General features: G+C 65.5%; 13 protein-coding genes. 5 read left to right on the top strand and 8 right to left on the bottom strand.

From position 1 onward, the window contains the following. Positions 1-95: 95 nt before the first annotated feature. The 3 genes from prfA to QMZ05_RS37490 all read right to left on the bottom strand — a co-directional run bounded on the left by prfA (position 96) and on the right by QMZ05_RS37490 (position 5,270). Positions 96-1,175, bottom strand: a complete 1,080-nt coding sequence (gene prfA / locus QMZ05_RS37500) for a peptide chain release factor 1 (protein WP_353705332.1) — start codon at positions 1,173-1,175, stop codon at positions 96-98. Positions 1,176-1,242: 67 nt separating this feature from the next. Then, positions 1,243-3,510 carry a phosphoenolpyruvate--protein phosphotransferase gene (gene ptsP / locus QMZ05_RS37495; protein WP_353705331.1) on the bottom strand — a complete coding sequence of 756 codons (2,268 nt, stop codon included), beginning with the start codon at positions 3,508-3,510 and terminating at the stop codon, positions 1,243-1,245. Positions 3,511-4,013: 503 nt separating this feature from the next. After that, positions 4,014-5,270 (bottom strand): aspartate kinase, encoded by a 1,257-nt coding sequence (locus tag QMZ05_RS37490; RefSeq protein ID WP_353705330.1) that lies wholly within the window; start codon positions 5,268-5,270, stop codon positions 4,014-4,016. Positions 5,271-5,479: 209 nt separating this feature from the next. Between QMZ05_RS37490 and QMZ05_RS37485 the strand changes: the two genes are divergently transcribed. The 4 genes from QMZ05_RS37485 (at position 5,480) to QMZ05_RS37470 (ending at position 8,650) form a co-directional block, all read left to right on the top strand. Beyond that, complete coding sequence (locus QMZ05_RS37485; protein WP_353705329.1) at positions 5,480-5,947, top strand: PH domain-containing protein; 468 nt, start codon at positions 5,480-5,482, stop codon at positions 5,945-5,947. A 14-nt stretch (positions 5,948-5,961) separates the two neighbouring features. Further along, the gene (gene ubiG, locus QMZ05_RS37480) at positions 5,962-6,744 is read left to right on the top strand and encodes a bifunctional 2-polyprenyl-6-hydroxyphenol methylase/3-demethylubiquinol 3-O-methyltransferase UbiG (RefSeq protein WP_353705328.1); all 783 of its coding nucleotides are present in this window, start codon (positions 5,962-5,964) and stop codon (positions 6,742-6,744) included. Positions 6,745-7,046: 302 nt separating this feature from the next. Then, positions 7,047-7,328: a GIY-YIG nuclease family protein gene (locus tag QMZ05_RS37475; protein WP_353705327.1), complete on the top strand. Its 282-nt coding sequence runs from the start codon at positions 7,047-7,049 to the stop codon at positions 7,326-7,328. A 422-nt stretch (positions 7,329-7,750) separates the two neighbouring features. Then, a complete protein-coding gene (locus QMZ05_RS37470) occupies positions 7,751-8,650 on the top strand; it encodes a DMT family transporter (RefSeq protein WP_353705326.1) in 900 nt (299 codons plus the stop codon). A 58-nt stretch (positions 8,651-8,708) separates the two neighbouring features. Here QMZ05_RS37470 and QMZ05_RS37465 read toward each other — a convergent pair whose 3' ends face one another. The 5 genes from QMZ05_RS37465 to QMZ05_RS37445 form a co-directional block, all read right to left on the bottom strand. Further along, the gene (locus QMZ05_RS37465; RefSeq protein WP_146986480.1) at positions 8,709-9,149 is read right to left on the bottom strand and encodes an EamA family transporter; all 441 of its coding nucleotides are present in this window, start codon (positions 9,147-9,149) and stop codon (positions 8,709-8,711) included. A gap of 164 nt (positions 9,150-9,313) precedes the next feature. After that, a complete protein-coding gene (locus tag QMZ05_RS37460; RefSeq protein WP_353705325.1) occupies positions 9,314-9,784 on the bottom strand; it encodes a DUF1178 family protein in 471 nt (156 codons plus the stop codon). Beyond that, the gene (locus QMZ05_RS37455) at positions 9,781-10,659 is read right to left on the bottom strand and encodes a carbon-nitrogen hydrolase family protein (protein ID WP_074130723.1); all 879 of its coding nucleotides are present in this window, start codon (positions 10,657-10,659) and stop codon (positions 9,781-9,783) included. Before QMZ05_RS37455 ends, QMZ05_RS37460 begins: the two co-directional genes overlap by 4 nt. Then, the gene (grxC, locus tag QMZ05_RS37450) at positions 10,659-10,931 is read right to left on the bottom strand and encodes a glutaredoxin 3 (RefSeq protein ID WP_076864001.1); all 273 of its coding nucleotides are present in this window, start codon (positions 10,929-10,931) and stop codon (positions 10,659-10,661) included. Before grxC ends, QMZ05_RS37455 begins: the two co-directional genes overlap by 1 nt. Positions 10,932-10,960: 29 nt before the next feature. Further along, on the bottom strand, positions 10,961-11,770 hold the full coding sequence (locus QMZ05_RS37445; RefSeq protein ID WP_353705324.1) for a ComF family protein: 810 nt from the start codon (positions 11,768-11,770) through the stop codon (positions 10,961-10,963). Between the two features lie 78 nt (positions 11,771-11,848). On the opposite strand from QMZ05_RS37445, the gene QMZ05_RS37440 reads away from it, so the two are divergent. After that, entirely contained in the window at positions 11,849-12,691 is an 843-nt protein-coding gene (locus QMZ05_RS37440; protein WP_353705323.1) for a methyltransferase domain-containing protein, read from the top strand. Positions 12,692-13,182: the final 491 nt, after the last annotated feature.

Genomic DNA, 13,182 nt, shown 5'->3' with positions numbered 1-13,182 from the left:
GCCCATCCATGCTGGCCTCCGCCCAGCCAGCATGGTGAATCAGAAACTCACTGATTTGGGAATCCCAAATCGATTCAGCTTAACCCCATCCCGCTTTAGGCCGCCGCGCCCTGCGCCGCGAGCTGCGCGGCCTGGTGCTCCGTGGTCAGCGCATCGATCAGTTCGCCGAGCGCCTCGCCCGCGACCACCTGCGGCAGCTTGTAGAGCGTCAGGTTGATGCGGTGGTCGGTGACCCGCCCTTGCGGGAAATTGTAGGTGCGGATGCGCTCGGAGCGGTCGCCGGAGCCGACCTTCTCCTTGCGGTCGGCGGAGCGCGCGGCCTCGACGCGCTGGCGCTCGGCGTCATAGATGCGCGAGCGCAGGATGTTCATCGCCGATGCCCGGTTTTTGTGCTGCGAGCGGCTGTCCTGCATCATCACCACGATGCCGGTCGGCAGATGGGTGATGCGGATCGCGGACTCGGTCTTGTTGACGTGCTGACCGCCGGCGCCGCCGGCGCGCATGGTCTCGATCCGCAAATCCGTGTCCTTGATGTCGACGTCGACGTCCTCGACCTCAGGCAGCACGGCGACGGTCGCGGCCGAAGTGTGGATGCGGCCCTGCGTCTCGGTGTCGGGCACGCGCTGCACGCGATGCACGCCGGACTCGAATTTCAGCTTGGCGAAGGCGCCGCGGCCCTGCACCTCGGCGATGATTTCCTTGTAGCCGCCGACGGTGCCCTCGCTCGCCGAGATCACCTCGACCTTCCAGCCCTGCAAGGCCGCGAAGCGCTCATACATCCGGAACAGGTCGCCGGCGAACAGCGAGGCCTCGTCGCCACCGGTGCCGGCGCGGATTTCCAGCATCACGTTGCGGTCGTCCATGGCATCCTTAGGCAGCAGCGCGATCCGGATCTGCTGCTCGAGCTCGCCGATGCGCGCCTGCAACGTCTCCAACTCGGCTTCCGCCATGCTGCGCATCTCGGGATCGGTCCCCGCGTCCGCCAGCAACGCCTCGGTGTCGGCGAGTTCGGTGCGGGCAGAGCGATAGAGCTTCACCGCGTCGATCAGCGGATTGAGCTCGGCGAGCTCGCGCGTGATCGCAACATAGCGATCGGACTTGACCTCGCCGAGCAGCTCGGCCTCGAGCGAGGCGTGATGGGCGAGCAGGACGTCGAGTTTGGCTTCGGGTAGCATGGCGGTATCTCGAATTTGCTGAAGGCGCGAAGGGCGCAAAGGGGCGATAGCGGCGACGGCAGCGTCGCTACAAGGCCAGCCCCTCGGTTTCCGCAAACTTCGTCAGCGCCTCGCGGATCGAGACGCTGCCGACCGGCGCGTCCAGCAGCGGATTGATCATCGCCTCCGCCTTGCTGGCGTCGAGGTCGAGGATCATCGCCTTGACCGGGCCATGCGCGGTCGCCGACAGCGACAGCGAGCGATAGCCGAGCGCAATCAGCGCCAGCGCGCCGATCGGCTTCGAGGCCATCTCGCCGCACAGCGAGGCGGCCTTCTTCGCGGTCTTGGCCTTGCGCACGATGTCGCGCAGCGCGCGCAGGATCGGCGCCGACAGGATGTCGAAGCGCTCGGAGACCTTGGCATTGCCGCGGTCGACCGCGAACAGGAACTGGAACAGGTCGTTGGAGCCGACCGAGACGAAGTCGACCTTCTTCAGCAGTTCGTCGAGCTGGTAGAGCAGCGCCGGCACCTCGACCATGGTGCCGATATCGATCCGCTCGGGCAGCGAATGGCCATGTTGGCGCAAATAGGTCAGTTCGCGCTCGACGATCGCCTTGGCCTGGTCGAATTCGGCGATGTCGGAGATCATCGGGAACATGATCTTCAGCGCGCGGCCGCCGCCGGCGCGCAGCAGCGCGCGGATCTGGCCGCGCAGCAGGCCGGGACGGTCGAGGCCGAGCCGGATCGCGCGCCAGCCGAGCGCAGGATTTTCCTCGACCACGGTCTCCATATAGGGCAGCGCCTTGTCGCCGCCGATGTCGAGCGTGCGGAAGGTGACGGGCTTGGAGCCGGCGGCGTCGAGCACGGTGCGGTACAGCGCCAGCTGATCGCTCGAGCGCGGCAGGTTCGGGCTCACCATGAACTGCAATTCGGTGCGGAACAGGCCGATGCCGGCGCTGCCGGTGTCGTCGATATGCGGCAGGTCGATGGTCAGGCCGGCATTGATCAGGAGCTCAATTGGCTGGCCGTCCTTGGTCACGCAGGCCTTGTCGCGCAGCGCCGAATATTGCGCCTGCCGCCGCGCCCGGAACCGGACGCGTTCGGCATAGGCGGATTCGATCTCGGTCGAAGGGCGGACATAGATCTCGCCGGAGATGCCGTCGACGATAATGGCATCGCCGGGATCGGCGATGCCGGGCGCGTTCGGCACCTCGCCGACCGCGGGAATGCCGAGCGCGCGCGCCACGATCGAGACGTGCGAGTTCGCGGTGCCTTCTTCCAGCACCAGGCCGCGCAGCCGCTTGCGGTCGTAGTCGAGCAGCGCCGCGGGGCCCATCGCGCGGGCGATCAGGATGGCATTGTCGGGCAATTGCTCGCGCGACGGCGCATGGTCCTGGCCGACCAGTTGCCGCATCAGGCGATGGCCGAGATCCTCGAGGTCGTGCAACCGGTCGCGCAGATACGGATCGGTCGAGCGCAGCATGCGCGCGCGGGTGTCGGACTGCACGCGTTCGACGGCGGCTTCCGCGGTGAGGCCGGTGGCGACCGCCTCATGCAGCTTGTGCGACCAGCCCTGGTCGTTGGCGAACATGCGGTAGGCTTCGAGCACCTCGCGGTGCTCACCGCCGTCGGCGACGTCGCCGCGCTCCAGCATGCGGTCGAGATCGGCACGCAGATTGGCGAGCGCGGTGTCGAGCCGCTTGACCTCCTTCGGCAGGTCCTCGGCGATATAGTTGGTGATGACGACGCGCGGCTCGTGCAGCACGACATGGCCGAGCGCGATGCCGTCGGAGAGCACTGCACCGGTCTTGTGCAGCGAGTGCCGCGCGGCGGGTTCGGCGCCGGGCTGCGCCAGCGCGGCAAGCTCGCCGGAGGCGATCATCTCCGCCAGCACCATGGCGGTGGTCTGCAGCGCCTCGACCTCTTCCTCGACATAGGTGCGCTTGGCGCGGTTCTGCACCACGAGCACGCCGAGCGTGTTGCCGGCGCGCAGGATCGGCACGCCGAGGAACGAGTGGTAGGCCTCTTCGCCGGTCTCCGGGCGGTAGGCGAAGGCCGGATGGCTTTGCGCGTCGGACAGATTGAGCGGCGTCGCCTCGCTGGCGACGAGGCCGACCAGGCCTTCATGCGCGCTCAGCACGGTGCGGTGCACGGCGTCGCGGTTCAGACCTTCGGTGGCGTAGAGTTCGAGGGTGTTGTCGATGCGCAGCACATAGCAGGAGCAGACCTCGGCCACCATGTTGGCCGCGATCAGCACCACGATCTTGTCGAGGCGCTCCTGGGCGGAGACTTGCTCCGCCATGGTTTCGCGGAGCCGTCTCAACAGGATGCGTGGGCCTCCCGACGCGCTCCGCATGTGCTTCAATCCCTCCCCACAAGGCTAGCGCACCGGGCCGGCCGGCCGCTGGCGCAAAACTCGTCAAAAACAACAATTTTAGTCATTTGGCGTGCCGCTCGCGCCAGTTCCCGCCGATTCGCGGTCACTAAAACTGTGCCACAGTTTGCGACAGCCTACCTGACTGGCCGTATAGCCAATCGAGGCTGGCTTTGCCAAGCAAAACGCCTGCCAGTAGCAAATAACGTCTGCGTCAGCCCAATGCTGCGCCCGCTAAGAGAAATTCTAACTCCGGGGTGGGGTGGGGGTGCCGCCTTCCCTTCTCCCCTTGTGGAAGAAGGTGGCTCGCATCGACAGATGCGAGACGGATGAGGGGTCTCTATCCGCGGAGGCAGACCCCTCACCCCGCTTCGCTGCGCGAAGCGACCCTCTCCCACACGCAAGTCGGGCTTGCCCGACTTGCGTAGCTTTAACAATGCGCAACCGGGGTAAACCCAGGTTGCGTGGGAGAGGGTTCCAAGGGCTTACGCCTGATCCAGGCCGTACAGCGTGTGCAGCGTGCGCACCGCGAGTTCGGTATAGGCGGCGTCGATCAGGACCGAGAACTTGATCTCGGAGGTCGTGATGGCGCGGATGTTGATGTTGCGCTCGGCCAGCGCCTTGAACGCCTTCGCCGCGACGCCGGCGTGGCTGCGCATGCCGCTGCCGATCACCGACACCTTGGCGACGTCGGTTGCGGTGTCGAGCCTGGCATAGCCGATCTTGGCCTTGGCGGAGGTAATGGTGTCCTTGGCGCGGTTGTAGTCGGCGGCCGGCACGGTGAAGGTGAGGTCGGTGGTCTTGCCGTCCTCCGACACGTTCTGCACGATCATGTCGACGTTGATGTTGGCGTCCGCGAGCGGCCCGAAGATCGCCGCGGCGACGCCCGGCTTGTCCTCGATCTGGCGCACGGAAATCTGGGCTTCGTCCTTGGAGAAGGCGATGCCGGTGACGACGTGCATTTCCATGATTTCCTCCTCGCTGCAGATCAGCGTGCCCGGCGGCTGGTTGGCGTGCGGGTCGATATCCTCTGGCTTGTCGAAGCTGGAGCGCACGAAGATCGGCATGTTGTGCACCATGCCGAGCTCCACCGAGCGAACCTGCAGCACCTTGGCGCCCTGCGAGGCCAGCTCCAGCATGTCCTCGAACGCGATCTTGTCGAGCCGGCGCGCCTTCGGCACCACGCGCGGATCGGTGGTGTAGACGCCGTCGACATCGGTGTAGATGTCGCAGCGGTCGGCTTTCAGCGCGGCCGCGATCGCCACCGCCGAGGTGTCCGAGCCGCCGCGGCCGAGCGTGGTGATGCGGCCGGTATCGGGATTGATGCCCTGGAAGCCGGCGATCACGGCGACTTCCTTGCGCTCCTTGAAGCGGGTGATGATCTCGGAGCCGTCGATCTCGACGATGCGCGCCGAGGCATGCGCGTCCGAGGTCTTGATCGGGATCTGCCAGCCCTGCCAGGACCGCGCCTGGATGCCGATGCCCTGCAACACAATCGAAAGCAGGCCCGAGGTGACCTGTTCGCCGGAGGCGACCACCGCATCATATTCGCGGGCGTCGTGCATCGGCGAGGCCTCGGTGCACCAGGCCACCAGCTCGTTGGTCTTGCCGGACATCGCGGAGACCACGACGGCGACCTCGTGGCCGGCGTCGACCTCGCGCTTCACGTGCTGGGCGACGTTGCGGATACGATCGATATTGGCGACGGACGTACCGCCGAATTTCATCACGAGGCGGCCCATGACGACGCGTCTATTCCTTTAAGAGGATAAGTAGGTTAACCCACGCCGAAAACCGCAAGCGCGGGGACCGAAAGGCGCGTATACATAGCGCCGCGCCCGGGGGCAAGCCGGTTGGTAGGGGTCCATCGGGGTCCCCTAGGGGTGATTCTGGCGGTTGCGGCCGGGCTGTGGCGCAAGGGTGACTAGCGGGTAACTCGAAGGCGGATTGGATGGGACGCTATATCGACGAAATCCTGCAGCCTGGCGAGAAGGTGCTGTATTCCACCAACGCGCACTGGATGTTCTATCTGCCGGCGATCGGGGCCTGGATCGTGGTGCTGGCGCTGCTGATCCTGTCGCGGATGATAACGGTCGATGCCCTCGTGCTGGCCTGCCTGGCGGCGGCCGCCGTGGTCGCGGTGGCGGCGCTGTACTGGACCGGCGCGGCCTGGTTCCACCGCTGGACCACGGAAACCGACGTCACCAATTTCCGCGTGGTGCACAAGAGCGGCTTCATCAAGCGGCGCACCTTCGAGATGAGCCTCGACAAGGTCGAGAGCGTCGACGTCAACCAGAGCATCATGGGGCGCCTGCTCAATTATGGCGACGTCACCATCCGCGGTGTCGGCGAGGGCATCGAGACCATCAAGACCATCGCCTCGCCGCTGTCGTTCCGCAATTCGATCACCGCGCGATAGGGGCGCGCGCAATCATGGCCACGCAAACAACCCTTTCCAGTTCCTCCGCCAGTTCCTCCGCCAATGCCTCCTCGGGCTCGGTCGATCCGGCCGAGGTCGCGAAGTTTTCGAAACTGTCGGATGAATGGTGGGATCCGCGCGGCAAGATGGCGCCGCTGCACAAGATCAATCCGCTGCGCCTGACCTATATCCGCGACGCCGCCTGCCGCAAGTTCGAGCGCAACGCCAAGAGCCTGAGCTGCCTGTCCGGCCTGCGCCTGCTCGACATCGGCTGCGGCGCCGGGCTGTTGTGCGAGCCGTTCACGCGGCTCGGCGCCCAGGTGATCGGGATCGATCCGTCCGCGACCAACATATCGGCGGCGAAGCTGCACGCCGACAAGGGCCATCTGTCGATCGACTACCGCTGCACCACGGTGGAGGAGATGGACGCGCGCGAGCGCTTCGACATCGTGCTGGCGATGGAGGTAGTCGAGCACGTCAACGACGTCGGCGCCTTCATCAAGCGCTGCGCTGTCATGCTCAAGCCCGGCGGGCTGATGGTGGTCTCGACCCTGAACCGCAACTGGAAGAGCTTTGCGCTGGCGATCGTCGGCGCCGAATACGTGCTGCGCTGGCTGCCGCGCGGCACCCATGACTGGAGCAAGTTCGTCACCCCCGCCGAGCTCGAACGCTATCTCGGCGACGTCAACCTCACCATCACCGAACAGGCCGGCGTGGTCTACAACCCGCTCGCCGACAAATGGACCGTCTCGACCGACATGGACGTGAACTACATGGTGGTGGCGGAAGAGGTGTGAGTTAGGCCCCCGATCTCGGCCACACGATAGGTGTCGTCCCTGCGAACGCAGGGACCCATAACCACCGGCCCGAATAATTGGGCGAGGTCAGCGTTCCGATTGTTGTAGGTCGGCTGTCCGGCCATCGTGCCCCAAACAGCTCGCTGTGGTTATGGGCCCCTGCTTTCGCAGGGGCGACATCGAGTTCGTGGCGTGATTGGTGAAAATGTGAGACGCTGTTTCATCCGAAAGGTGTCGTCCCTGCGAAAGCAGGGACCCATAACCACCGGCTCCAATAGTTGGGCGAGGTCCGCGTTCCGGGCATGTACTACGTTTACATCCTCGCTAGCCGGCGCCATGGCACGCTGTATATCGGCGTGACGAATTCCGTGCAGAAACGGCTCGAGGAGCATAGAGCCGGAATAGGCTCATCGTTCGTCAAGACATACGGTGTCTACCGCCTCGTCTACGTGGAAGCTTACGAACGGGCTGAAGAAGCCATCGCTCGCGAAAAGCAACTCAAACGATGGAAGCGCGACTGGAAGATCGAGCTGATTGAGCGCGAGAATCGCGAATGGCGAGATCTCAGCGATCTGCTTGGCTGACTAGCGTGCCACGAACTGCTTCCTGTGGTTATGGGTCCCTGCGTGCGCAGGGACGACGGGAAGTTTGGGTGTCGGCGTGCCTCTTCCTAACGGCTTAGGTGAGTTAGCCCGTCTTTTGCGGATACACCGGTGTCGTCCCTGCGAAAGCAGGGACCCATAACCACCGGCCGATGTTGTTGAGCGCGATCTGCGTCCGGGAGGTGTCCTGCTGCACATCTCCTCAGACCTGATCGGTGTCTCATGATCCGTTGGACCATCATGCCCCAAACCTCTCCCTGTGGTTATGGGTCCCTGCTTTCGCAGGGACGACGGCGAGTTTGTGGACGCTGCGCAATCCAGTCATGCACCGGTTCGGTTGACCGCATCGGCTGCAATCGGCACGCTGCGCGCGTACTCCCGCCCGGCACACCTCCTCATCCCGCATGCTCACAATCACCTCGCTCTGGATTCCGTTCACCATCGTCGCTGCGTTCGGGCAGGTGGCGCGCAATGCGATGCAGCGGCAGCTGACCGGGCCGCTCGGGACCTGGGGCGCGACCAATATCCGCTTCCTGTTCGGTCTGCCGTTCTCGGTGGTGTTCTTCCTGCTCGCGATCATCGTGACCGGCGATCGGGTGCCGTGGCCGATGGCGTCGTTCTGGCCGTGGCTGCTGTCCGGCGCGCTCAGCCAGATCGTCGGCACCGGCTTCATGCTGCTGGCGATGAACGACCGCTCCTTCGTGGTGACCACGGCCTATATGAAGACCGAGGCGATCCAGACCGCGATCTTCGGCTTCATCTTCCTCGGCGATCATCTGACGTCCGCCAAGGTCATCGCGATCGTGATCGCGACCGTCGGCGTCGTCATTACTGCGCTGCGGCCCGGCGGGAAAAAGAGCTTTGCCGATCTGCGTCCGACCGTGCTCGGCCTCGGCGCCGCCGCGGTGTTCGCGATCTCGGCAGTGAGCTTCCGCGGCGCCATCATCGCGGTGCCCGGCGTCTCGTTTGTCACGGCGGCCTCCTACACGCTGATGTGGAGCCTGTTCGTGCAGACGCTGATCCTGTCGGTCTATCTCTTGCTGCGCGCGCCCGACGTGCTGCGGAAGATCCTCCGCCTGTGGCGGCCCTCGCTGTTCGCGGGCTTCATGGGCGCGTTCTCCTCGCAATTCTGGTTCCTGGCGTTCGCGCTCACCGCCGCCGCCAATGTGCGCACGCTGGCGCTGATCGAGGTGCTGTTCGCGCAGGGCGTGGCGTATTTCTCGCTCAAGCAGCCATTTTCGCTGCGTGAACTGACGGGCATCATGCTGATCGTGATTGGCGTTGCGCTGCTGATCGCCGCGTAGACTCTTGTTTGACGCATTTTCTTCACGCGAACCGGTGCCCGCTTCGCTTGAAAACGCTTTAGCCTTTTACGGCGATCAGCACCGCGCCGGCCGAGATCAGCGCAATCCCGACCCAGCCATAGGCCGAGGGGCGTTCGCCGAGGAAGACGGCGCCGAACAGCGCCACCAGCACCACGCTGAGCTTGTCGATCGGCGCGACCAGCGTGGCGGGTCCGAGTTTGAGCGCGCGGAAATAGCAGATCCACGACGCGCCGGTGCCGAGCCCGGACAGCAGCAGGAACAGCCAGCTTCTCGCCGAGATCGGTCCGGACTGGGTGAACTGCCCGGTTGCAAACAGGATCGCCGAGAGCGTGATCAGCACGACCACGGTGCGGATCAGGGTGGCGAGATCGGAGTTGATGCCCTCGACCCCGACCTTGGCGAAGATCGCGGTCAGGGCGGCGAAGACGGCGGAAAGAAACGCCCAGACCTGCCAGGAAGAAAATGTCTCGGGGGTCATCTGGACGCTCGGTGGGTTTGGCCTCACCCGTCATTGCGAGCGAAGCGAAGCAATCCATAGCGCAAGCACGAAGCTGGATTGCTTCGTCGCGGAGTTTATCATCGGGCCCGCCAAGGCGGGACCCGTTGGCTCCTCGCAATGACGAGGATGGAAGCGGGCTGGCCTTAATTCCTGTCTTCCGGCAGCGTCGGCAGTGGCGAGACCTCGACGCCCTCGTCGATCAGCGCGCGCGCTTCCTCGGGCGAGGCCTCGCCATAGATCGGCCGATGCTCGATATCGCCGTAATGCATCTTGCGCGCCTCGTTGGGGAAGCGGTCGCCGACATTGTCGGCGTTCTTGACGATGTGGTCGCGCAGTTCCTTCAGCTTGCTGCGCAGCTCACGCTCCTGCGCCATCATCAGCGATGTCGATTCGTTGGGCGTCGTCTCGACGGGCATCGCCGGCGCCGGCTGGGCCGGTTCGCGGCCCTTCTTGCTGACAACCCGCGGCGCCATGATGGCGCGCTCGACCTTGTCAGAGCCGCAGGACGGGCAATTGATCAGGTGACGCCGCTCCTGCGATTCATAGGCCGAGGAGCTCTGGAACCAGCTCTCGAACTGATGACCTTGCTCGCAGCGCAGCGTGTAGCGGATCATGCCGAACCCCGAACGAGGTGCAGATGCTCCGGGCCGGCCTTGGGGTCGGCGATGCCGAAACGCCTGCCATGCTGCAGCGATGGAATGGTCTTGCGCGCGGTCTCGACCTTGGCGGGATCGATCTCGGCGAGGAACACGCCGGGCTCGACGCCGCCCTCGGCAAGGATCTCGCCCCAGGGGTCGATGATCAGCGAATGGCCGAAGGTCTCGCGCTTGTTCTCATGCAGGCCGGCCTGCGCCGCGGCAAACACGAAGCAGCCGGTCTCGATGGCGCGGGCGCGCAGCAGCGTGTGCCAATGCGCTTCGCCGGTCTTGCGGGTGAAGGCGGACGGCACGGTGAGGAAGGAAGCCCCGGCTTCGGCCAACGCACGATACAGCGCCGGGAAGCGCACGTCGTAGCAGATCGTGAGGCCGATCCGGCCCCAGGGCAGGTCGGAGATCACGGCGGTCTCGCCGGGCTGGTAATTGGCCGATTCGCGGTAGCTCTCGCCGCCCGGCAGATCGATGTCGAACATATGGATCTTGTCGTAGCTCGCGAGCACATTGCCCTCGGGCCCGATCAGGAACGAGCGGTTGACCGCCTTCTCCGGCGAGTAACGCAGCGCCAGCGAGCCGATATGCAGATGGATCTTCAGCTCGGCGGCGAGCGCGCGATACGCCTGCAGCGACTTGTCGTCCTCTTCGCTCGCCAAGTGCTCGAACAGCGCCTTGCGGTTCAGCTGCATCATGTTGCTGACCTCTGGCGTCAGCACGTATTTGGCGCCCTGCGCCGCCGCCTCGCGGATCAGCCGCGTGCCCTGCTCGAGGCTCGGCTCCGGCAGCAATCCGGTGCGCATCTGCACCATCGCGGCGGTGAAAATGTTGTCCGTGCCCATCAGGCGCCGCCTCCATTGCTGAGCAGGCCGTCGAGCTTGCCTTCGCGGTCGAGCGCGTAGAGCTCGTCGCAGCCGCCGACATGGGTCTTGCCGATGAAGATCTGCGGGAAGGTCGACCCGGCGCCGGCGCGATCGTACATCTCGTCGCGATAGGCCGGGTCGCTGGCGACGCTCAATTCGGTGAACGCGGCGTTCTTGCGCGTCAAAAGCGATTTGGCGGCGGTGCAATAACCGCAGCCCGGGCGGGTGTAGATTTCAATGGCAGCGGTCATGGTGCGCTCGGTTGAACTTGAATGACGGATTATATGGGAGCGCGGTGGGTATCGACAACCCGGGCAAACACCAGCACGTCGACCTGCGCGGCTTTGGCGCGCAACAACGCTCGCGCGCAGGCATCGACTGTGGCGCCCGAGGTCAGGACGTCGTCGATCAGGACCACGCGGCGGCCCTGGATGTCAGCCTTGCGTTCCTCAGTGACCCCGAATGCGCCCTGCACATTGCTGGCGCGGTCCTTGCGCGACAGCCCGATCTGCTGCTCGGTGGCGCGGGTACGCCGCAGCGCCTCGGACACCATTTTGACGCCGCTCTGGCGCGCGATCACCTTGGCGAGCGCCCCGGACTGGTTGTAGCGCCGGCTCCAGCCGCGCCGCCAATGCAGGGGAACCGGCACCAGCATGTCGGCATCGTGTAGCAATTCCTTCCCCGCCCGTGCCATCCAGCGACCCATTGTCGGCGCCAGATCGGTGCGATCCTGGTATTTCAATGCGTGCACCAGCGTGCGCGCGACGTCGTCGTAACGCACCGCGGCGCGGGCTCTGCTGTAGGCCGGCGGATTGGCGATCGCCTCCATCGACAGCAATTCGGGTCCGGGATCGTAGACAAAGGGAATGCCGAGCCGCGGGCAGAACGGCGGCGCGATGAACGACAATTTCGCCCAGCAGGCCGCGCAGACGCCCTCGCCATGGACCGGCTCGCGGCAGGACACGCACAGCGTCGGCAGCGCGATGTCGAGCAGGAGCCGCGCTGTCTGCAGCCAGGCGCCGCCGACCGCGCCAAGCGCGCGCTGAACGTGTCCGGTAACGGAGCGTGTCGGTGATGCCTCGGCGTCCATGGCGGACGAGGCTAGCGTTTGAGCGACGCGGGCTCAAGGCGCATTGCCTGCGGCGCCCGTCCGGCGTAACCAGCGCGGATGGCAACGACCCCGGCCACGGCCCCCATTCTGTTCGATCGCGCCTTGCTCGGCGCGCGGCTGGCGCGTGCGCAGGCCGCGGGGCTGGCGATGTTCCTGCTCGATCGCGCCGCGGAAGACATGGCGGACCGTTTGCAGGCGGTATCGCGCAGCTTCTCGGCGGCGGCCGATGTCTGGACGCCGGGTGATGGGCTTGCGGACGTCCTGCGCGGGCGTGTCGGATCGGTCGAGGCGATCGGTTTCAGCGAGGCGGAAGCGCTCGGCCTGTCGCCGGAATCGCTCGATCTCGTGGTCTCCGCGCTGGCGTTCCAGTTCGTCAATGATCTGCCGGGCGTGCTGGCGCAGATCCGCCGGGCGCTGAAGCCGGACGGGCTGTTGCTGGCTGCGATGCTCGGTGGCGACACGCTGACCGAGTTGCGGCAGAGCTTTGCCGCGGCGGAGGCGGAGTGCGAGGGCGGGGTGTCGCCGCGCGTCGCGCCGTTCGCCGATCTCCGCGACATCGGCGCGTTGTTGCAGCGAGCGGGTTTCGCGCTGCCGGTGACCGACGTCGACCGCGTCGTGGTGCGCTATGCCAGCGCGTTTGCGCTGATGGCCGACCTCAGACGGATGGGCGCGACCAACGTGCTGCGCGAGCGCCGCCACTCCCCGACCCGCCGCGCCACCATGCTGCGGATGGCGCAAATCTACGGCGAACGCTTCGCCGATCCCGACGGCCGCATCCGCGCCACCTTCGATATCGTCTGGCTCTCCGGCTGGGCGCCGCATGACAGCCAGCAAAAGCCGCTGCGACCCGGCTCGGCGAAGGCGAGCCTGGAGGCGGCGGTGAGGGGTCTGAAGCGTTGAGCTGTTAGGGGCGCACGATGCCAGGGCTCCCTCTCCCCTTGCGGGAGAGGGTTGGGGAGAGGGGTGGCCCCGGGCGAGATACGAGTGTGATGATCGCTTTCGCAACTCTGCGCCGTCTTCAAGATGCATGCTGAGAGAGCGCGCCGTGTGGCACCCCTCTCCCCAGCCCTCCCCCGCAAGGGGGGAGGGAGCCCGTCCACCGTGTGTCCCTTACGGTCGATCGCAGTTGCCGATGCGATCCAACCTCTCTCACAAGGTGGACGACGGTCGTCTGCACGATTTCGGAATAATGGAAATATGCCCGTGAGTTGCCCGACGTGTCAAGGAGCAATCGTCGAGCGCCGGCCACCGCCGGCTCCTTTGCATGGGGTTGTTTTCGATATTTTGGCAACGTGCCTCCCCCCCCCCCCAGGTCAGGGGAATCGCATGTTGGCTTCGGCAAGTAGTTGCCAAATCGACAGAAAGGGATTCTGAAGGTGGCTCCTGATCCG

Source organism: Bradyrhizobium sp. INPA03-11B, from assembly GCF_040446015.1.
GTDB lineage: Bacteria > Pseudomonadota > Alphaproteobacteria > Rhizobiales > Xanthobacteraceae > Bradyrhizobium > Bradyrhizobium macuxiense_A.
The sequence above is the reverse complement of the archived record's forward strand: the minus strand, read 5'-3'. Positions and strand labels throughout refer to the sequence as shown.

Excerpts from the sequence above, each read along its gene's own strand:
- ptsP (WP_353705331.1), bottom strand. The coding sequence starts at position 3,510 with ATGCGGAGCGCGTCGGGAGGCCCACGCATCCTGTTGAGACGGCTCCGC.
- QMZ05_RS37485 (WP_353705329.1), top strand. The coding sequence starts at position 5,480 with ATGGGACGCTATATCGACGAAATCCTGCAGCCTGGCGAGAAGGTGCTG.
- prfA (WP_353705332.1), bottom strand. The coding sequence starts at position 1,175 with ATGCTACCCGAAGCCAAACTCGACGTCCTGCTCGCCCATCACGCCTCG.
- QMZ05_RS37465 (WP_146986480.1), bottom strand. The coding sequence starts at position 9,149 with ATGACCCCCGAGACATTTTCTTCCTGGCAGGTCTGGGCGTTTCTTTCC.
- QMZ05_RS37470 (WP_353705326.1), top strand. The coding sequence starts at position 7,751 with ATGCTCACAATCACCTCGCTCTGGATTCCGTTCACCATCGTCGCTGCG.
- ubiG (WP_353705328.1), top strand. The coding sequence starts at position 5,962 with ATGGCCACGCAAACAACCCTTTCCAGTTCCTCCGCCAGTTCCTCCGCC.
- QMZ05_RS37455 (WP_074130723.1), bottom strand. The coding sequence starts at position 10,659 with ATGGGCACGGACAACATTTTCACCGCCGCGATGGTGCAGATGCGCACC.
- QMZ05_RS37490 (WP_353705330.1), bottom strand. The coding sequence starts at position 5,270 with ATGGGCCGCCTCGTGATGAAATTCGGCGGTACGTCCGTCGCCAATATC.
- QMZ05_RS37475 (WP_353705327.1), top strand. The coding sequence starts at position 7,047 with ATGTACTACGTTTACATCCTCGCTAGCCGGCGCCATGGCACGCTGTAT.
- QMZ05_RS37445 (WP_353705324.1), bottom strand. The coding sequence starts at position 11,770 with ATGGACGCCGAGGCATCACCGACACGCTCCGTTACCGGACACGTTCAG.
- grxC (WP_076864001.1), bottom strand. The coding sequence starts at position 10,931 with ATGACCGCTGCCATTGAAATCTACACCCGCCCGGGCTGCGGTTATTGC.
- QMZ05_RS37460 (WP_353705325.1), bottom strand. The coding sequence starts at position 9,784 with ATGATCCGCTACACGCTGCGCTGCGAGCAAGGTCATCAGTTCGAGAGC.
- QMZ05_RS37440 (WP_353705323.1), top strand. The coding sequence starts at position 11,849 with ATGGCAACGACCCCGGCCACGGCCCCCATTCTGTTCGATCGCGCCTTG.